General features: G+C 62.8%; 18 protein-coding genes. 12 read left to right on the top strand and 6 right to left on the bottom strand.

Annotation, left to right across the window (positions count from 1 at the left end; all coding sequences use genetic code 11):
* Positions 1–34: 34 nt before the first annotated feature.
* Together fadD2 and fadD1 are read left to right on the top strand one after the other, a co-directional pair.
* On the top strand, positions 35–1,723 hold the full coding sequence (gene fadD2, locus UCMB321_RS20500; RefSeq protein WP_040070255.1) for a long-chain-fatty-acid--CoA ligase FadD2: 1,689 nt from the start codon (positions 35–37) through the stop codon (positions 1,721–1,723).
* Positions 1,724–2,098: 375 nt separating this feature from the next.
* Positions 2,099–3,796, top strand: a complete 1,698-nt coding sequence (gene fadD1, locus UCMB321_RS20495; protein WP_040070254.1) for a long-chain-fatty-acid--CoA ligase FadD1 — start codon at positions 2,099–2,101, stop codon at positions 3,794–3,796.
* Positions 3,797–3,898: 102 nt separating this feature from the next.
* On the opposite strand, the gene UCMB321_RS20490 is transcribed toward fadD1, so the two are convergent.
* Positions 3,899–4,276: a hypothetical protein gene (locus UCMB321_RS20490; RefSeq protein WP_040070253.1), complete on the bottom strand. Its 378-nt coding sequence runs from the start codon at positions 4,274–4,276 to the stop codon at positions 3,899–3,901.
* 303 nt (positions 4,277–4,579) lie between these two features.
* On the opposite strand from UCMB321_RS20490, the gene UCMB321_RS20485 reads away from it, so the two are divergent.
* Together UCMB321_RS20485 and def are read left to right on the top strand one after the other, a co-directional pair.
* Positions 4,580–5,524, top strand: a complete 945-nt coding sequence (locus tag UCMB321_RS20485; protein WP_040070252.1) for a YihY/virulence factor BrkB family protein — start codon at positions 4,580–4,582, stop codon at positions 5,522–5,524.
* Between the two features lie 2 nt (positions 5,525–5,526).
* Entirely contained in the window at positions 5,527–6,063 is a 537-nt protein-coding gene (gene def, locus UCMB321_RS20480; RefSeq protein ID WP_040070251.1) for a peptide deformylase, read from the top strand.
* A 38-nt stretch (positions 6,064–6,101) separates the two neighbouring features.
* Here the strand turns inward: def and UCMB321_RS20475 are convergent, their stop codons facing one another.
* Positions 6,102–6,515 carry a GNAT family N-acetyltransferase gene (locus UCMB321_RS20475; RefSeq protein WP_040070250.1) on the bottom strand — a complete coding sequence of 138 codons (414 nt, stop codon included), beginning with the start codon at positions 6,513–6,515 and terminating at the stop codon, positions 6,102–6,104.
* 317 nt (positions 6,516–6,832) lie between these two features.
* Here UCMB321_RS20475 and UCMB321_RS20470 point away from each other — a divergent pair, with 317 nt between their 5' ends.
* From UCMB321_RS20470 to UCMB321_RS20455, 4 genes are all read left to right on the top strand, one after another.
* Positions 6,833–7,774 carry a fatty acid desaturase gene (locus UCMB321_RS20470; RefSeq protein WP_040070249.1) on the top strand — a complete coding sequence of 314 codons (942 nt, stop codon included), beginning with the start codon at positions 6,833–6,835 and terminating at the stop codon, positions 7,772–7,774.
* A 9-nt stretch (positions 7,775–7,783) separates the two neighbouring features.
* Entirely contained in the window at positions 7,784–8,575 is a 792-nt protein-coding gene (locus UCMB321_RS20465) for a phosphate/phosphite/phosphonate ABC transporter substrate-binding protein (protein WP_040070248.1), read from the top strand.
* Between the two features lie 264 nt (positions 8,576–8,839).
* Positions 8,840–9,388, top strand: coding sequence for a sigma-70 family RNA polymerase sigma factor (locus UCMB321_RS20460; protein WP_052451326.1), 549 nt, complete (start codon positions 8,840–8,842; stop codon positions 9,386–9,388).
* Between the two features lie 72 nt (positions 9,389–9,460).
* The gene (locus UCMB321_RS20455) at positions 9,461–10,474 is read left to right on the top strand and encodes an ABC transporter substrate-binding protein (RefSeq protein WP_040070247.1); all 1,014 of its coding nucleotides are present in this window, start codon (positions 9,461–9,463) and stop codon (positions 10,472–10,474) included.
* 58 nt (positions 10,475–10,532) lie between these two features.
* Here the strand turns inward: UCMB321_RS20455 and gstA are convergent, their stop codons facing one another.
* Positions 10,533–11,135 carry a glutathione transferase GstA gene (gene gstA, locus UCMB321_RS20450; protein ID WP_040070246.1) on the bottom strand — a complete coding sequence of 201 codons (603 nt, stop codon included), beginning with the start codon at positions 11,133–11,135 and terminating at the stop codon, positions 10,533–10,535.
* A gap of 128 nt (positions 11,136–11,263) precedes the next feature.
* Between gstA and UCMB321_RS20445 the strand changes: the two genes are divergently transcribed.
* On the top strand, positions 11,264–12,130 hold the full coding sequence (locus UCMB321_RS20445; RefSeq protein ID WP_040070245.1) for a LysR family transcriptional regulator: 867 nt from the start codon (positions 11,264–11,266) through the stop codon (positions 12,128–12,130).
* Positions 12,131–12,172: 42 nt separating this feature from the next.
* On the opposite strand, the gene UCMB321_RS20440 is transcribed toward UCMB321_RS20445, so the two are convergent.
* Both UCMB321_RS20440 and UCMB321_RS20435 read right to left on the bottom strand, forming a co-directional pair.
* Positions 12,173–12,724, bottom strand: coding sequence for a hypothetical protein (locus UCMB321_RS20440; RefSeq protein WP_040070244.1), 552 nt, complete (start codon positions 12,722–12,724; stop codon positions 12,173–12,175).
* Between the two features lie 170 nt (positions 12,725–12,894).
* Positions 12,895–13,629, bottom strand: a complete 735-nt coding sequence (locus UCMB321_RS20435; RefSeq protein ID WP_040070243.1) for an NAD-dependent epimerase/dehydratase family protein — start codon at positions 13,627–13,629, stop codon at positions 12,895–12,897.
* A gap of 168 nt (positions 13,630–13,797) precedes the next feature.
* Here UCMB321_RS20435 and UCMB321_RS20430 point away from each other — a divergent pair, with 168 nt between their 5' ends.
* Positions 13,798–14,442, top strand: coding sequence for a DUF998 domain-containing protein (locus UCMB321_RS20430; protein ID WP_052451325.1), 645 nt, complete (start codon positions 13,798–13,800; stop codon positions 14,440–14,442).
* 51 nt (positions 14,443–14,493) lie between these two features.
* On the opposite strand, the gene gntR is transcribed toward UCMB321_RS20430, so the two are convergent.
* Positions 14,494–15,525 carry an HTH-type transcriptional regulator GntR gene (gene gntR, locus UCMB321_RS20425; RefSeq protein WP_040070241.1) on the bottom strand — a complete coding sequence of 344 codons (1,032 nt, stop codon included), beginning with the start codon at positions 15,523–15,525 and terminating at the stop codon, positions 14,494–14,496.
* 241 nt (positions 15,526–15,766) lie between these two features.
* Here gntR and UCMB321_RS20420 point away from each other — a divergent pair, with 241 nt between their 5' ends.
* Both UCMB321_RS20420 and UCMB321_RS20415 read left to right on the top strand, forming a co-directional pair.
* Positions 15,767–16,300, top strand: coding sequence for a gluconokinase (locus tag UCMB321_RS20420; RefSeq protein ID WP_040070240.1), 534 nt, complete (start codon positions 15,767–15,769; stop codon positions 16,298–16,300).
* An 84-nt stretch (positions 16,301–16,384) separates the two neighbouring features.
* Entirely contained in the window at positions 16,385–17,737 is a 1,353-nt protein-coding gene (locus UCMB321_RS20415; RefSeq protein WP_040070239.1) for a GntP family permease, read from the top strand.
* Positions 17,738–17,783 lie beyond the last annotated feature (46 nt).

Raw genomic sequence — 17,783 nt, 5'->3', positions numbered from 1 at the left:
GCCCCGCAGAGGCTCAGGTAAGAGGACAAAAACAATGCAACCTGATTTCTGGAATGACAAACGCCCCACCGGCGTCCCCCTGGATATCGACCGGGGCGCCTACAAGTCGGTGATCGAGGTGTTCGAGCGCTCCTGCAAGAAGTTCGCCGACCGTCCGGCCTTCAGCAACATGGGCGTGACCCTGACCTACGCCGAACTCGAGCGCTACAGCGCGGCCTTCGCCGGTTACCTGCAAAACCACACCGAGCTGCAACCGGGCGATCGGATCGCGGTGCAGTTGCCCAACGTCCTGCATTATCCGATTGCCGTGTTCGGGGCGCTGCGCGCGGGGCTGATCGTGGTCAACACCAATCCGCTGTACACCGTTCGCGAGATGCGCCATCAGTTCAAGGATTCCGGCGCCCGCGCGCTGGTGTACCTGAACCTGTTCGGCCAGCGGGTGCAGGAAGTGCTGCCCGATACGAAGATCGAGTACCTGATCGAAGCGAAGATGGGCGACCTGATGCCCGCCGCCAAGGGCTGGCTGACCAACCTGGTGGTGGACAAGGTGAAGAAGCTGGTCCCGGCCTACGACCTGCCCCAGGCGGCCTCGTTCAAGAGCGCCCTGCGCCTGGGCCGGGGGCACGGCATCCGGCCATTGAGCGTCGGCCTCGAGGATATCGCGGTGTTGCAATACACCGGCGGCACCACCGGCCTGGCCAAGGGCGCGATGCTGACCCACGGCAACCTGGTGGCGAACATGCAGCAGGCCCGCTGCTGCCTGTCCCAGCCGGGGCCCGACGGCCAGCCGCTGCTCAGGGAAGGCCAGGAGGTGATGATCGCGCCGCTGCCGCTGTACCACATCTATGCCTTCACCGCGAACTGCATGTGCATGATGGTCACCGGCAACCACAACGTGCTGATCAGCAATCCGCGGGACATCGGTGGCTTTATCAAGGAGCTGAAGAACTGGCGCTTTTCCGCGCTGCTGGGGCTCAACACCCTGTTCGTGGCCTTGATGGAGCATCCGGATTTCAAGACCCTGGATTTTTCCAGCCTGAAACTCACCAACTCCGGTGGTACCGCGCTGGTCAAGGCCACCGCCGAACGCTGGCAGCAGCTCACCGGCTGTCGCATCACCGAAGGCTACGGGCTGACCGAAACCTCGCCGATCGCCTGCACCAACCCCTATGGCGACAAGGGCCGGCTGGGCACGGTCGGCCTTCCGGTGCCCGGCACCGCCTTGAAGGTCATCGACGACAATGGGGTCGAGCAGCCGTTGGGCGAGCGCGGCGAGCTGTGCATCAAGGGGCCGCAGGTCATGAAGGGCTACTGGCAGCAGCCGGAGGCCACCGAACAGGTGCTGGACGCCGAGGGCTGGTTCAAGACCGGCGATGTCGCGGTGATCGATCCGGACGGCTTCGTGCGCATCGTCGATCGCAAGAAGGACATGATCATCGTCTCCGGTTTCAACGTGTATCCCAATGAAATCGAAGATGTGGTGATGGCCCATCCGAAGGTCGCCAATTGCGCGGTCATCGGTGTACCGGACGAGCGGTCCGGCGAGGCGGTGAAGTTGTTCGTGGTGGCGCGGGATTCGGGGGTCAGCCTCGAAGAGCTGAAGGCCTACTGCAAGGAAAACTTTACCGGCTACAAGGTGCCCAAGCACATCGTGCTGCGCGATTCGTTGCCGATGACGCCGGTAGGCAAGATCCTGCGGCGGGAGTTGCGCGATATCGCCTAGGCCGGACCTGATGTGGCGCCGCTGAAGGCCTCTTCGCGGCGGTGCGGCGTTCCGACAAGCTCCGCTCCCTCAGGAATCTATAGGGGAGCAGGGCTTGCCCGCGAAGCTTTTTTGGCCTGAAACAGCCGATCTAGAGCGGAATTCAAGAAAATAGAATTTTTGCTCTAAAAGTGACTATTGGCGTTTATTGAGTCATATTTATGACCGTAAGGGCCACATTTGGCTCTAGGCGACCCTCGGCAAAGCTGCTACTCTCGGCGCGCTTTGTGACTTCTCGGCATCGATAAAAGCCGGACTCACCCCATAAAAAACACAGATAAATAATAATCGCATCAAATGCGGTACTGAATTCGCGTTGCTGAGGAGTAGGCTTCCATGATCGAAGACTTTTGGAAGGATAAGTACCCGGCTGGGATTGCTGCCGAGATCAATCCTGACGAGTACCCGAATGTTCAGACGGTATTGAAACAGTCTTGCCAACGATTCGCCAGCAAGCCGGCCTTCAGTAACCTCGGCAAGACACTCACCTACGGTGAGCTGTACGAACTGTCGGGTGCTTTTGCCGCTTACCTGCAACAGAACACCGACCTGCAGCCGGGCGATCGCATCGCTGTGCAGTTGCCCAACGTGCTGCAATATCCCGTCGCCGTATTCGGTGCCATTCGCGCCGGGCTGATCGTGGTCAATACGAACCCGCTGTACACCGCGCGGGAAATGGAACACCAGTTCAACGACTCCGGTGCCAAGGCCCTGGTGTGCCTGGCGAACATGGCGCACCTGGCCGAGGCCGTGGTGCCCAAGACCGGCGTCAAGCACGTGATCGTCACCGAAGTCGCCGACCTGTTGCCGCCGCTCAAGCGTCTGCTGATCAACAGTGTCATCAAGTACGTGAAGAAAATGGTCCCGGCCTATCACCTGCCCAAGGCCGTCAAGTTCAACGATGTGCTGAGCAAGGGCCGTGGCCAGCCGGTCAAGGAAGCCAATCCGGCCAGCGGCGACGTCGCCGTGCTGCAATACACCGGCGGCACCACGGGCGTGGCCAAGGGCGCGATGCTGACCCACCGCAACCTGGTGGCGAATATGCTGCAGTGCAGGGCGCTGATGGGCTCGGACCTCAATGAAGGTGGCGAGATCATTATCACCCCGCTGCCGCTGTACCACATCTATGCGTTCACCTTTCATTGCATGGCGATGATGCTGAGCGGCAACCACAACATCCTGATCAGCAACCCGCGTGACCTGTCGTCGATGGTCAAGGAGCTGGCGAAGTGGAAGTTCAGCGCCTTTGTCGGCCTGAACACGCTGTTCGTGGCGCTGTGCAACAACGAGGCCTTCCGCAAGCTGGACTTCTCCGCGCTCAAGGTCACCTTGTCCGGCGGCATGGCCCTGCAACTGGCAGCGTCCGAACGCTGGAAGGCGGTGACCGGCTGTTCGATCTGCGAAGGTTACGGCATGACCGAAACCAGCCCGGTGGCGTCGGTGAACCCGAGCCAGAACATCCAGGCCGGCACGATCGGCATTCCGGTGCCCTCGACCCTGTGCAAGGTGGTCAACGATGCCGGGGAAGAACAGGCCCTGGGCGAAGTCGGCGAGTTATGCGTCAAGGGGCCGCAGGTGATGAAGGGCTACTGGCAGCGCCAGGACGCCACCGACGAGATCCTCGACAGCGAAGGTTGGTTGAAGACTGGCGATATCGCGGTGATCCAGCCGGACGGCTACATGCGTATCGTCGACCGCAAGAAGGACATGATCCTGGTGTCGGGCTTCAACGTTTATCCGAACGAGCTGGAGGACGTGCTGGCGACCTTGCCGGGCGTGCTGCAATGCGCGGCCATCGGCGTGCCGGACGAGAAGTCCGGGGAGGTCATCAAGATCTTCATCGTGGCCAAGCCGGGCGTGACCCTGACCAAGGACCAGGTGATGGAGCACATGCGCGCCAATGTCACCGGCTACAAGGTGCCCAGGTACGTCGAGTTCCGCGATGCGCTGCCGACCACCAACGTCGGCAAGATCCTGCGCCGCGAGCTGCGCGATGCCGAGCTCAAGAAGCTGGGCCTGAAAAAGACGGCCTGATCCCCTGAAACGACAAAGCCCCGCATTGCGGGGCTTTGTCGTTCATAAAGGGCTGGTTTGCGCCGAACCTGTGGCGAGCGGGCTTGCCCGCTCGCCACAAACTTACTGTTGGAACTGCGCGAACCCCACGCCGGTACCCGCCGGCCGCACGTCCTTGAGGAACGAGTCCTTGTCGGCGCTCAGCTCCAGGCTCAGGGTCGGTCGGCGTTTGCCGGCGTTGCGCACCACCAGGCCTTCCATCTTCTCGCGCAGGAACTGCGTCGTCACCTTCAGGTGCAACAACTGGTCGGTGCTCGGCGTGTACAGCAACAGATGCACCCATTCGTATTGCCCGATCGCCAGGCGAGCCACCGGGATATCGAACCACCAGATGTTCTTGTTACGGTTCAGTTCGGTGAAATGACAGTTGTTGACGCCCAGCACCGCGCCGCCCAGTTCCTGGTTCCGGCGGGCGATGGCCTGCTTTTTATCGAGTTTCATGACTTTCCTACCGTTATCGATCTTCAGCGCCAGAGCCTGAATCTGCCGCGCATTCTCAGGGGTTGGCGGGCAAACATAAAGGCAAACCTGAGTTCTTCGATGAAAAGCCGTGCTGAAACTTCAGGGCAACGGATACCGCAGCCATTCCCGGATGGCCGTTTTCCCGTGGCGGCTACACTGCTTGAGATCGAGAAACGCTTTGAGGGTCGCCAACCGCGTTGCTTTGCGATAGAAAGACCTTTATAGGAAAGCCCTTTGAGTCGCCTTGACTCGCTACCTTTATTTGCGGCGAAAGGAGACGCTATGATTTTCCCCGAATTGCGCGAGCTGCCCCTGCACCGCGTGATGATGCGCACGGTCACGGCATTCGTCGCCGACGAAATGTCGACCTATGCTTCGGCACTGGCCTACCAGATGCTGTTTTCGCTGTTTCCCTTCCTGTTGTTCCTGATCGCCCTGATCGGTTTCCTCCACCTGCCGGACTTCTTCACCTGGCTGCGCCTGCAGTCGGCGCTGGTATTGCCGCCCCAGGCGCTGGACCAGGTCAACCCGGTGATCGATCAGTTGCAGCAATCCAAGGGCGGCCTGCTCTCGGTGGGTATCGTCATTGCTCTGTGGACCGCCTCGGCCGGCGTGCGCCTGATGATGAGCGCGATGAACGCCGCCTACGATGTGGTCGAGGGGCGGCCGATCTGGAAGCGCTTCCCGCTGTCGGTCTTCTATACCGTCGGCATCGCCGTGATGCTGCTGGCCGCCGCCGCGCTGATGGTGCTCGGGCCGCAGGTAATGAGCTGGCTGGCGGGGCAGATCGGCATGGAGGAGTACGTCGTCACCCTCTGGACCTGGCTGCGTTGGCCGGTGGTGGTCCTGCTGCTGATGTTCGCCGTGGCCCTGATGTACTACGCGATGCCGGATGTGAAGCACAAATTCCGCTTTATCTCTCCGGGCTCCGTGCTGGCGGTGGTGGTGTGGATCGTCGCCTCCCTGGGCTTCGGCTACTACGTGAAAACCTTCGCCGACTACAATGCAATGTATGGCAGTATCGGAGCGATCATCGTGCTGCTGCTGTACTTCTATATCTCCGCGGCGGTCCTGCTGCTGGGGGCGGAAATGAATGCGGTGATCGATCACATGTCGTCCGAAGGCAAGCATCCCGGCGAAAAGGACCTCCAGGCGCACGACGACAAAATGCCCATCTCCGGACTGGGGCGGGACCACTCCCTCAAACCGACTACTGACGAAGCCTGATCATGATCCGTGAAATCCTGAAAATGGGCGATGAGCGCCTGTTGCGCGTCGCCCCGCCGGTGCCGCCGGAAATGTTCAACAGCAAGGCGTTGTGGGACCTGATCGACGACATGTTCCAGACCATGGAGCATGTCGGTGGCGTCGGGTTGGCCGCGCCGCAGATCGGCGTCGACCTGCAGCTGGTGATCTTCGGTTTCGAGCACAGCGAGCGCTACCCGGATGCCGAGGCGGTGCCGCAGACCATCCTGATCAACCCGCTGATCACGCCCCTGGGGCCGGAGCTGGAAGAGGGCTGGGAAGGCTGTCTCTCGGTGCCGGGCCTGCGTGGCATGGTGCCGCGCTACTCGCGTATCCGTTACGAAGGCTTCACGCCCAATGGCGCGCCGCTGGTGCGCTCCGCGGAGAGTTTCCACGCCCGCGTCGTGCAGCACGAATGCGACCACCTGATCGGGCGTCTGTACCCGTCGCGGATCAGCGACTTCAGTAAATTCGGTTTCACCGACGTGCTGTTCCCCGACCAGGCCCCGGCGGACGAGTGACCGTCCAGGCTTCGAGTCATGGGTAAAGGGGGGGTCGATCACAACGGTTCCATGCCCAGGGCGATCATCGGCTTGCTGCGTGAGTAGCGGGCCAGGCGCTCCGCCAGTGGCTGTGGCAGGGCCGGGGCGCCGTGGAATCCCAACCGTTCATAGAACCCGAGCAGGTCGGGATGGCAGAACAGCCAGACCGGGCCGTCGCAGTCGCCGAGGGCCTGTTGCAGCAACTGCGCGGCGATCCCCTGGCCGCGCCATTGCGGGGCGACGAACAGCCCGGTGAGCCAATGCCCCTGGGCGATAGGCGTCAGCGAGAGCCCGCCGATGATTTCCCCTTGCCTCGCGACCCACAGTTGCCCGTCGCTGGCCGAGCGCATCGGTGAATGGTGCGCTCGGTAGAACTTGTTCAGTAGTGGTCGCAGGGGTTGCGCGAGTCGCTCGTAGTTGGGATTGGGCATGGGATTTGTCGATGGAGGAGGCAGGCGCCGGATTATAAAGAGCCGAAGTGGCCGGATGGGTCTATACCTTAATTTACATCCACCGTGGAGTACTCATCATGAGCAAGAGTCTGGATGCAAAGAAAGCCGCCAAGAAGAAGCCGATCAGGAGCGCCGATGAAAAGCGCGCGGCAAAGAGAGCGAAAAAGGTGGACGTCTTCGGTCACTGAGGGTTCCAACGATATAACCAATCGATCTGCAAGATTTTTCCTCGGTAATGCACATCAGGAGAGAACGCCGGGGTTTATCCATCGGCTGAACCTGTGTGAAGCCGAACGATGCCCAATTACCTCGATATTGCTCAACGCGAAGAAATCCTGCAGTTGCACCAAACCTTCACCGGTCGTACCGAATGGCCAACCTGGCTATTGCTGATCGGCGTCTACCTGGGCTGGTTGGCCGTGGTGCTGGCCAGCCCCCGGCTGGGCCTGTGGCCGAGCACCGTCTTGCTGATCCCCATCGTCACGCTCTGGATGTCGGTGCAGCATGAACTGCTGCATGGTCATCCGACGCGTTTCGTCTGGCTGAACAAGCTCATGGGCTATGCGCCGTTCGCCGTCTGGTACCCCTACACCCTGTATCGCGACAGCCACCTGTTGCATCACCGCGACGAGGACCTGACCTTGCCGGGTGTCGATCCGGAAAGCCGCTACTTCGGCCAACAGGACTGGCAGCGCCGCTCAGCCCTGGAACGCGGCGTGCACTTTTTGAACAAGACGGTCCCGGGGCGCCTGTTGCTGGGGGCGCCGCTGGCGCTGTTCGGCCTGGCCAGGGAAGAAGGCCGGCGCCTGCGGCGCGGCGACCGCCAGGCCTGGCTGATGTGGCTGACCCACGGCACGCTGACCCTGCTGATGCTGGCGTTCATCGTTCACTACAGCATTATCCCGGCCTGGCATTACCTGCTGCTGATCAGCGTTCCGGCGCTGTCGGTGGGGGCGCTGCGGTCTTTCTATGAACACCGTCCGAGTGCCTTGCCGCACCAGCGCACGGTGCTCAACGAAGCGGGCTGGCCCTGGCGCTGGCTGTTCCTCAACCTGAACCTGCACCTGGTGCACCACGACCTGCCGAAGCTGCCCTGGTATTTCCTGCCACGGGTCTATCGCGCGCGGCGCGCGGCGTGGTTGGCGCGTAGCGGTGGCTACCTGGTAAAAGGCTATGGCGAGCTGGCGCGACGACATGCGCTGCAGGTTGTCGATAGCCCACGGCATCCGTTTGCCTGAGGAAGGTTCATGACTCATCGTTATGCCGAACTGCCGATGTACGTTGCCCCCGACGAAGTGCAGGAGGCCAACGAGCGCTGGATCGAACGGATTGTGGCAAGGCTCGGCGTCAGCCGTCGCTCGGCCCGGGGCCTGGACCTGATGCAACTCTGGCTGTCCCCGCAGTTGTTGTTCACCCAGACCTGCGGCTATCCGCTGATGACCCTTTTGCGGGGGCAGGTCAAGCTGATCGGACGTCCGCGTTATGAACTGGAGCACGCTTCGGGCGGCGATCATTGCAGCCTGTTGCTGAGCCGTGAGCGGGAAGGGCGTCGGACGCTGGAAGATTTCCATGGCAGCCGTGGGGTGATCAACGACGAAGGCTCCAACAGCGGGATGAACCTGCTGCGCCGGTGTCTGGCGCCCCTGCACCGGGACGGTCGGTTCTTCGCCAGTGTCGGGCAGAGCGGTGCTCACCGCGAAAGCCTGCGCTGGTTGCGCGAGGACCTGGCCGACCTGGCGGCGGTGGACAGCGTGACCTTTGCCTATCTCGCGCGTTTTGCGCCGCATGAGGTGGCCGGCTTGAGGGTGGTGGCGCACAGCGCCTTGAGTCCGTGCCTGCCTTACATTACCCCTGTCGAGTCGAGCGTCGAGGACATCGAGCGCATTCGTGCGGCAATGAACCAGGCGCTGCGCGAGCTTCCCGATGTCGTTGCCACGCTGGGGTTGAGCGAGGTGTTGCCGGCGAGCGAGGCGGACTATCAGGTCCTGCTGGATTATCGGGATCAGGCCCAGGCGCTGGGGTTTGCTCACTTGCGCTAGCGGCGACAGAAATGGCTGCATCGTGCCGCTGCCACGATCCCTGTAGGAGCCAGCTTGCTGGCGATGAGGCCAGTGAGTCTTGCAGTGATCTTGCGGACGCTATCGCCAGCAAGCCGGCTCCTACAGGGTCGGCGTCAATCCATTAAATAGCCAAGTGATATATAAAAATAGTTTTTAAGTATTATTAAAGAATAAGTCGTGTTGGTAGGATTCTGCCACCGGACCACCGGACATACAGCGCATCCCTCTTGAATTGGAGCCACTATGTCCGGCGCCGACACACCTCACCGCGATTACGTGGGCGGATTGTTCCGTAGTCATTACCCATGGCTGTGCACCCGTTTGCGCCGCCACCTGGACTCCAGCGCCAGCGCCGAAGACATCGCCGCCGACACCTTCGTCCAACTGCTGATGGCCCCCGACGTCGGGCCGATCCGCCAGCCGCGGGCCCTGCTGACCACCATCGCCCAGCGCCTGATCTACCAGCTCTGGCGTCGCCGCGATCTGGAACGCGCCCACCTCGATGCCTTGCAACAGCTCCCCGACGCCGAAGGGCCATCTCCCGAAGACCAGGCCCGGATGCTCGAAGCCCTGGAAAACATCGACAGCCTGCTCGACGGCCTGCCGGACAAGGTCAAGGCCACTTTCCTGCTGTCCCGGGTCAACGGCCTGACCTATCCCGAGATCGCCGCCGAGCTGGGCATTTCCCAGCGCTCGGTCAGCGACTACATGGTCCGGGCCGGCCACACCGCGACCTGTCACCGGCGGCGCCGCAGGGAGGGCCGTTGCCCCCGGCTGAGTGACAGCTTCTGACGGCCATGGGCCGGATGAATCCCAGTGGAACGCAATGACCCGACCTGAAATCCCAACCACCACGAGGTGAACATGAAATCCATCAAGACCCTGTTTGGCGGCTCCCTACTGGCCCTGAGCCTGTTGGTCCAGCCCGCACCCGCCGCCGAAAAGAACGCTCCGATCCACTTCGGTGACATCACCTGGGAAAGCGGCAGCCTGATCACCGAAGTCCTGCGGCTGATCGTCGAGAAAGGCTACGGCTATTCCACCGATACCTTGCCCGGCAGCACCGTGAGCCTGGAAGCCGCCCTGGCAAAAAACGATATCCAGGTTATCGGCGAAGAATGGGCCGGACGCAGCCCGGCCTGGGTCAAGGCCGAAAACGAAGGCAAGGTGTTCGGCCTCGGCGACACGGTCAAGGGCGCCACCGAAGGCTGGTGGGTGCCGGAATACGTGATCAAGGGCGACCCGGCGCGCGGCCTCAAGCCACTGGCGCCGGACCTCAGGTCGGTGGCCGACCTGCCACGCTACAAGGACGTGTTCCGCGACGCCGAAGACCCGTCCCGCGGACGCTTCCTCAACAGCCCCAGCGGCTGGACCTCGGAGATCGTCAACAGCCAGAAACTCAAGGCCTATGGCCTGAGCGACAGCTTCGTCAACTTCCGCACCGGCTCCGGCGCGGCGTTGGACGCGGAGGTCACGGCTTCGGTCAGGCGCGGCAAGCCGGTGCTCTTCTACTACTGGTCGCCGACCCCGCTGCTGGGCCGCTTCAACCTGGTGAAACTGGAAGAGCCGCCGTTCGACGCCGAGGCCTGGAAGACCCTGGCCGACGCCAGCAACCCGAACCCGCGGGGTACCCGTTCGATGCCGGCGCACCTGGCGATCGGCGTGTCCGCGCCGTTCAAGGCGCAGTACCCGGAACTGGTGGAGTTCTTTGCAAAAGTCGACCTGCCCATCGACCTGCTGAACCGCACCCTGGCCGAAATGGGCGAGAAACGCCTGCCGCCGCGCCAGGTCGCCGAAGCTTTCCTGCGTGAGCAGCCGCAGGTCTGGAACGCCTGGGTGCCCTCGACGGTGGCCCAGCGTGTGAGCACCAGCCTGTGAGGCTCAAGCGTCTGGGCCGGCTGCCGGGCTTGTCTGCGGTGTAGCGGGCGGCGGGGTGTTACGCCAGTTCCACCGCCAGCGCGGCGATCACCGCCGGGCGCTGGTCGATTCGCGCCATGAACCGCTGCAACGCCGGCCACGGCTCCAGATCCAGGCCAAGGAGGGCCGTCCAGCGCAGCACGGTGAACAGGTAGGCATCGGCCACGCCGAAGTGTTCGCCCAGCAGATAGTCATGCTGTTCCAGCGTGCGGCTCAGCAGGGCGAAACGCTTGTACAGCTTCTCCCGGAAAATCGTTTTCACTTCGTCCGGTATCGCACTGTTGAACAACGGCCCCATCCCGCCATGCACTTCGCCGGAAATGAAATTCAGCACTTCCTGCAAGCGCGAGCGCTCCCAACTGCCATTGAGCGGCGCCAGCCCGGCCTCGGGCTTGAGGTCGGCGAGAAACTGCACGATGGCGGTGCCTTCGGTGAGCACCCGGCCATCTTCCAGCTGGAGGGCGGCCACGTAGCCCTTGGGATTGATCTTGAGGAAGTCTTCGCCGTGTTCGGTGACTTTGCGCTGGTTGTCGACCCGCACCAGTTCGAAGGGCAGGCCGAGTTCACGCAGGACGATATGCGGTGACAGCGAGCAGGTTTGTGGGACGTAGTACAGCTTCATGGCAATCGGACTCCCTGAATAAGAACCATGTTCAGCCTTGACGGCTTTGGCGAGCGGCAGTGTCATCCTTGCCATCGACCTGGGTAAAATTAATTCTTGAGAAAACAGCCATAAGGTCAGCTACTGTCATGATGAATCTGCTGCATTGGCGCCTGCTGGTGGCGGTGCTCGATACCGGCACCCTGACCCGCGCCGCCGAACAGGTCGGCATGACGCAATCGGCGGCCAGCCAGGCGTTGGCGGCGATGGAGCAGACCCTGGGCGTCCAGCTGTTCACCCGTCACGCCCGCCAGTCATTGCCTACCGCCATCGGCCTGCAGGTACTCGAGCAGGCGCGGATAATGCTCACCGCCCTGGAAACCATCCGCCGGCAGGTCGACAGCGATAAAGGACTGGTCGGCGGCAGCATTCGCCTGGCGAGCTTTCCCATGGTCCTGAGCACCTTGCTGCCACCGCTGCTGCGTCAATTCCGCCAGCGTCATCCCGGTATCGAAGTCGTGGCCCTGGAGGTCAGCGACCATGAAGTGCAGGCCATGCTCGCCAATGACACCGTGGATGTCGGCGTGGTGCTCAACCCCGATATCGCCAGTGGCGCCCTGGAGTTGGGGCGCGATGCCTGGGTCGCGGTGGTCCCGATGGGCCATCGGCTGGCCGCCAGGGGCGTCGATGGCTGCGTGAGCCTGGCCGAGCTGGTCGTCGAACCCTTTGTGCTGGCGACCGGCGGTTGCGCGGTCAACGCCCGGAGCATTGCCGCCGAAATCGGCCTGTCGCTTCAGGACGTGCGCGTCGAGGTCCGCGAGTGGAGCAGCGCCTATGCCCTGGTGCGGGAAAACCTCGGCGTGACGCTGGTCCCCGAACTGGCCCTGCCCGCCGAACGCAGGGGCCTGCGGGTACTGCGCCTGGAGGCGACGATCGAGCGCCGCTTCGGCTTGCTGCCGTCAGCGGCGGGCGCGCGCTCGGCGGCGGTGCGGGCCTTGTTCGAGATGTTGCGCTGATTTGACGCTTGCCGGGACGACATCAGTCCCGGCGCCGATGGGTTACTTCGTGGCCAGGAAGGCGCCGGCCACCTGCTGGTCGACAGGGTTGGCCTGGTTATCCGCGGTCTTCGCATTGAACTCCAGCTTGAGGCGTTCGGCGATCTTGTCCTCGATGCCTTTCTGTTTTTCCGGCGACAGGCTTTTCAGGCTGTCCTCGGTCAGGCCCTGTTCCTTGAGGAGCTGTTCGCGGATGCGCTGGGCCACCGGCTTGTTCATGTAGTCCTTGAATTCCTTCGTCGCGTTGCTGTCGTTGCTCGCGATGGCGGCGGGGGCCGTGCGGGTCGTCGGCGCCGTGGCGGTCAGGGTCGCCGGGGCCGCGACATTCGGCACCGCGGCCTGCAGGTGCACACGGGTCTTGGCGAAGGCCGCGTTGAGGTTGTCGGCGATCTTGTCCGCGGCGTTCTGGGTACCGGGTGCGCTGGTGGCCGTGGCGGCCGCCTGGGCATTCTGGATAAAGCCACTGGACAGCGCGCTGGCGGCGGCGGTGGTCGGATCCAGGTCCGCACGATGGCTGGGTTGAATCACCGGGTTGTTACGGGCATTGACCAACATGGGATAAACACCTGAATGTGAGTACAGGGCCGATGCCAGCAATTTGTATGCCCGTCGGTACAAAGTCGGCCTTATCAAGGACTTCCGGATACATCATGGCCGAAAGCACCGTGGCAAGCGGAGAGGCCTTGCCGCATCGATTGCCGCTCCCGGCAGGGCGGTTCCGGGTTTCAGTGAAGCGGCAGGCCGAACTCGCGGAAAGCGTCGTCCACCGGTTGATAACCCAGTACCTGGGTGGTTTCGCTCAGGTCCAGGCGTTTGAAGCGGTTGTTGGAGATGGCGTGGGCCACCAGGTGCTGCACGCCTTCGACCTCGATCGCCCGCTGCAACAACTGCACGGCGTCGCGCGGGCTGAGCCAGGCACTCAGGTCGCGGCGGGTGCGCAGGTCATGATCATCGGGAAACTCGAAGGCACCGACGCGCAAGACAATGGTCGATAACCCGCGCTTGGCCGAATAGAACGCACACAGCGCTTCGCCATAACATTTACTCACCCCGTACAGATTGGCCGGCATCACCGGCATCCCCGGGGTGATCTGTCGATCCACCGGGTAACCCTCGATGGCCTGGGCGCTGCTGGCGAATACCACACGCTTGCACCGGGCGCGCGCGGCGGCCTCGAGCAGGTAGGTGGTGGCCAGGATATTGTTCGGCAGCAGTTCCTCGAAGGACGAATCCGCAAAAGGAATACCCGCCAGGTGCACCACCACGTCGATGCCCTCGACCAGGGTCGCCAATTCATCCTTGTCGGCCATGTCCAGGCGGATGAAGCGGTGATCGCCGATGGCAAAGTCCGGTTGGTGGCGGTCGGCGAGGACAAAATCGTAGCGGTGTTTTGCCGCCTGGAAAAACGTCTTGCCGATGCGGCCACAGGCACCGGTCAGCAACACCTTGAGTGGGTTCATTCTGACTTCCATGTTGTTTTTATGACGACCAGATGAATGATTCGTGACGATTCAAGATAGACCATGGCCACCAATCTGTCGGCTCGATAAATCTCTAGCCCGAGGTTCGCATGGCGTTTTAGGATAGTGGCCTGCTGCTTTAATCCAACGCTCAGAGGTCCCCGCTAGATGCACAAGGCATTGCGTAGATTCGGCTGCATGGCCGGGTTGTTGACGCCGTTCTGGTTAGTTGTGGGGGTGGCCCTGGCGGGTGCCCTGTATCCGGGCTACAGCCATCTCAATCAGGCCATGAGTGAGTTGGGCGCGCTGGGTGCGCCGACCCACGAGTTGTCGCCGTTGATCAACAACCTGCCGCTGGGGCTGTTGTTCTTCGCTTTCGGTGTGACGGTCTTCGCCTGTTTCGAAGGGCGCGGCCTGGCCCAGATCAGTGGTGTGCTGATTGCGCTGCATGGCATTGCCAGCCTGTTCACCGGTTACTTTTCCTGCGACGCGGGCTGTGGACTGCAGAACCCGTCCTTCAGCCAGACCGTGCACAACAGCGCAGGCCTGGTGATGTTTCTGACCCTGGTGATCGCCAACGCATTGTGGGTGTACCTCGCCGGTCGGTTGCTGGGCTCCAGGGCGTTCGCCTGGTTTTCCCTGGCGTGCACCCTGGTGGCCTTGGCGGCGTTGCCCTTGATGGGACTGGCGGTGGCGCAAGGGGAGGGGTTCGGCCTGTACCAGCGCCTGAACTACGGCGCTTCGGTGGTGTGGATCGGGGTGTTTGCCGGGTTGTTGCTGGCGCGGGAAAAGCGTCGGGCCGAGCAGGACTGATGTCGGGCATACCCCTGCGGACAGGGGCGTGATCCAGGCTCCTGCCGCGGGTCAACTGCTCTCGCGCACCATCAGTTCAAAGCCCATGTCCTGCACCGGCTGGGCGACCGGATTACCGGCCATCAAACTCAGCATCTGCTCCGCCGCCCGCCGGCCGACAGCCTCCCGAGGCGTGCGGATGCTGCTCAGGCGCGGCACCATGAAGGCCGAGCCGGGCAGGTCGTTGAAGCCCACCACCGCGACCTGTTCCGGCACCTTGATACCGCAGCGCATGGCCTCCAGCAGGGCGCCCTGGGCCAGGTCGTCGTTACCGAAGAAGATCCCGTCGACCTGCGGATGGCTGTGCATCAGTTGCAGGAACAGTTCTCCGCCCAGGCCCACCGACGAAGGGCGCGGCGTCAGCAGTTCCAGATCCGGGTGATACAGCCCCGCACCCTGCAGCGCGTGGCGAAAGCCTTCGCCGCGCAGCAGGGTGCGCTGGTCCAGCTGCGCGCCGATGTAGGCCAGGTGCTTGCGTCCTCGGGAGATCAGGTGCTCGGCCGCCGTGGCGCCGGCGCTCTGTTGCGAGAAGCCGACGCAGTTCACCCCGGCACCGGGGTCCAGGTCCATCATGTAGACGCAGGGCACGTTGCTCGCCTCGATCATCCGCCGCGCGCTTTCCGAACGATCGAAGCCGGTCAGCAACAGGCCCCGTGGCTGGTAGGCCATGTAGTTGCGCAGCAGGTTTTCTTCTTCGTCGCGGGAATAGTGATAGTTGCCGATCAGCACTTCGAAGCCCCGGGGCCGCAGCACCGAGTGAATGGCTTCCAGGGTGTCGATGAACAGCAGGTTGGACAGCGACGGCACCAGCACCACCACCGAATGGCTCTGGGCCGAGGCCAGGGCGCGGGCAGCCGGATTGACCACGTAGTTCAATTCCTCCGCCGCGTGTCGGACCTTTTCCACCAGTTCCGTGGCCACGCTGCTGATGCCGCGCAGGGCCCGCGACGCGGTGATGGGACTGACGCCGGCCAGGCGCGCGACTTCGCTGAGGGTAGGGCGTCCCGTGGTACGGGTATTCCTGTCGTTTTTTGTGGAGGTCATCGGACGGCTTGCCAAACAAAATTCAAGGCACTAAGGTAGCGCTGTCTCGGCGAGCCTGCAATTGCCTGAGCGTGATCGACCTGAATCGCGCCCGGCGTCGTCGGACGGTTGTTGCAACCCGTGGTACCGCACCACCCCATAAAAATGACAAGAAAGCGCCGGCAGTTTGCGTTTTGTGCTTTGCTTTCCCTGTAATGAAAGCTCTGACAAAGACAGCGCTGTCTGCGTGTCGAGGTGTTACATGAGTCAACCCATCACTGCCCTGGTCATCATGGGCGTCTCCGGTTGCGGCAAGTCCAGTGTGGGCGAGGCCCTGTGCCGGCTCAACGGCGCTACCCAGATCGAAGGCGACAGTTTTCACCCCGCCGCCAATATCGCCAAGATGAGTGCCGGCATTCCCCTGACCGATGAAGACCGTGCCGGCTGGCTCGACAGCCTGTGCGACGAGTTGCGGCGGGTCCTGGCGGCCGGCCAGCACCCGGTGCTGACCTGTTCGGCGCTCAAGCACAGTTACCGTGAACGCCTGCGCCGCGCCGCGCCGGGACTGGGCTTCGTGTTTCTCGAACTGAACCGCGAAGTCGCCGCCGAGCGGGTGGCGCATCGTCCGGGGCATTTCATGCCCTCGACCCTGATCGACAGCCAGTTCGCCACCCTTGAATCGCCGGTCGGCGAGCCCCTGACCCTGGCCCTGGACGCTTCCACCCAGAGCGTCGAACGCCTGGCGCAGTCGGCCCATCGCTGGTGGCAGGCACATGGGTTGGACCGCTCGGCCTGATTTTCGCCTGGAAAAGATAGCGCTGTCCCAGTCGGCTATCGTCAAACAACGCACCGCATAAAAACAACAAGCAGGAGACACCTTATGTTCGGACTGTCCCACGAGACCTATCTGTTGCTGGATGCAGTGGTCACGATTATCGGGCTGATCGTGTTGATCACCCGTTTCAAGATTCACCCCTTTATCGGCCTGATCATCGCCTCGGCGTTTCTCGGCCTGACCTCGGGCATGCCCGCGGACAAGATCATCAAGGCTTTCCAGGACGGCTTCGGCGGCGTGCTGGGCTTTGTCGGGATCATCCTGGCGCTAGGCACGATGCTCGGCAAGATGATGTCCGATTCCGGCGGCGCCGATCAGATCGCCCAGACCCTGATCCGTGCCTTCGGCAAGGAGCGGGTGCAGTGGGCGATGATGTGCTCGGCGTTCCTGGTGGGCATTCCGCTGTTCTTCGAGATCGGCTTCGTGCTGCTGATTCCGCTGGTGTTCATCGTCGCGCGGCGCACCGGTGTGCCGCTGATCAAGATCGGCATTCCGCTGCTGGCCGGGCTCTCGGCGGTGCACGGCCTGGTGCCGCCGCATCCGGGGCCGCTGCTGGCCATCGGGGTGTTCAACGCCGACATCGGCAAGACCATTTTCTACGGCCTGATCGTCGCCCTGCCGACCGCTATCATTGCCGGGCCGATCTTCGGCACCTTCATTGCCCGGTACATCCCGGGCAACCCGTCGCAGGAGCTGGTCGACCAGTTGGCCCGTGAGCCGCAAGTGGCGGCGCTGCCGAGCTTCGGCGTGACCCTGGTCACCGTGCTGCTGCCGGTGTTCCTGATGCTGCTCAAGACCTTCGCCGACATTGCCCTGCCGGACGGGCATTTCTTCCGGATCTGGATGGACATGATCGGTCACCCGATCAGTGCCTTGCTGCTGGCGCTGCTGTTGGCGCTGTACACCTTCGGCAAGCGCCAGGGCATGGACTCCAAGCGCGTGCTCAAGCTGCTGGACGCCAGCCTGGCGCCGACGGCGGCGATCATCCTGATCATCGGTGCCGGCGGTGGCTTCAAGCAGATGCTGGTGACCAGCGGCGTGGGCGATGTGATCGGGCATATCGCCGTGAACGCGCAGATTTCGCCGATCCTGCTGGCCTGGCTGGTGGCGGCGGTGATCCGCGTGGCCACGGGTTCGGCGACGGTGGCGACCATTACCGGGGCGGGCATCGTGATGCCGGTGGTGGACCTGATTCCCGGGGTGAACCGCGAGTTGCTGGTACTGGCGACGGGGGCGGGGTCGTTGATCCTGTCGCACGTCAACGATGCCGGGTTCTGGCTGGTCAAGCAGTACTTCAACATGACCGTGGCCGAGACGTTCAAGACCTGGACGGCCATGGAGACGATTCTGTCGGTGGTGGGGCTGGTGTTTATCCTGCTGTTGTCGCTGGTGGTCTGAACGATTCGGGGCCGACACCTGTGGCAGGTGTCGGCCCCGATCCTGT

The organism is Pseudomonas batumici (genome assembly GCF_000820515.1).
In the GTDB taxonomy this organism is placed as follows: Bacteria; Pseudomonadota; Gammaproteobacteria; order Pseudomonadales; family Pseudomonadaceae; genus Aquipseudomonas; species Aquipseudomonas batumici.
Note: the sequence above shows the minus strand (reverse complement) of the source record. Positions and strands in the feature narration are given on the sequence as shown.

Bases quoted from the DNA above. Each gene is read 5' to 3' on its own strand.
- fadD2 (WP_040070255.1), top strand. From the start codon at position 35: ATGCAACCTGATTTCTGGAATGACAAACGCCCCACCGGCGTCCCCCTG.
- fadD1 (WP_040070254.1), top strand. From the start codon at position 2,099: ATGATCGAAGACTTTTGGAAGGATAAGTACCCGGCTGGGATTGCTGCC.
- UCMB321_RS20490 (WP_040070253.1), bottom strand. From the start codon at position 4,276: ATGAAACTCGATAAAAAGCAGGCCATCGCCCGCCGGAACCAGGAACTG.
- UCMB321_RS20485 (WP_040070252.1), top strand. From the start codon at position 4,580: ATGATTTTCCCCGAATTGCGCGAGCTGCCCCTGCACCGCGTGATGATG.
- def (WP_040070251.1), top strand. From the start codon at position 5,527: ATGATCCGTGAAATCCTGAAAATGGGCGATGAGCGCCTGTTGCGCGTC.
- UCMB321_RS20475 (WP_040070250.1), bottom strand. From the start codon at position 6,515: ATGCCCAATCCCAACTACGAGCGACTCGCGCAACCCCTGCGACCACTA.
- UCMB321_RS20470 (WP_040070249.1), top strand. From the start codon at position 6,833: ATGCCCAATTACCTCGATATTGCTCAACGCGAAGAAATCCTGCAGTTG.
- UCMB321_RS20465 (WP_040070248.1), top strand. From the start codon at position 7,784: ATGACTCATCGTTATGCCGAACTGCCGATGTACGTTGCCCCCGACGAA.
- UCMB321_RS20460 (WP_052451326.1), top strand. From the start codon at position 8,840: ATGTCCGGCGCCGACACACCTCACCGCGATTACGTGGGCGGATTGTTC.
- UCMB321_RS20455 (WP_040070247.1), top strand. From the start codon at position 9,461: ATGAAATCCATCAAGACCCTGTTTGGCGGCTCCCTACTGGCCCTGAGC.
- gstA (WP_040070246.1), bottom strand. From the start codon at position 11,135: ATGAAGCTGTACTACGTCCCACAAACCTGCTCGCTGTCACCGCATATC.
- UCMB321_RS20445 (WP_040070245.1), top strand. From the start codon at position 11,264: ATGATGAATCTGCTGCATTGGCGCCTGCTGGTGGCGGTGCTCGATACC.
- UCMB321_RS20440 (WP_040070244.1), bottom strand. From the start codon at position 12,724: ATGTTGGTCAATGCCCGTAACAACCCGGTGATTCAACCCAGCCATCGT.
- UCMB321_RS20435 (WP_040070243.1), bottom strand. From the start codon at position 13,629: ATGAACCCACTCAAGGTGTTGCTGACCGGTGCCTGTGGCCGCATCGGC.
- UCMB321_RS20430 (WP_052451325.1), top strand. From the start codon at position 13,798: ATGCACAAGGCATTGCGTAGATTCGGCTGCATGGCCGGGTTGTTGACG.
- gntR (WP_040070241.1), bottom strand. From the start codon at position 15,525: ATGACCTCCACAAAAAACGACAGGAATACCCGTACCACGGGACGCCCT.
- UCMB321_RS20420 (WP_040070240.1), top strand. From the start codon at position 15,767: ATGAGTCAACCCATCACTGCCCTGGTCATCATGGGCGTCTCCGGTTGC.
- UCMB321_RS20415 (WP_040070239.1), top strand. From the start codon at position 16,385: ATGTTCGGACTGTCCCACGAGACCTATCTGTTGCTGGATGCAGTGGTC.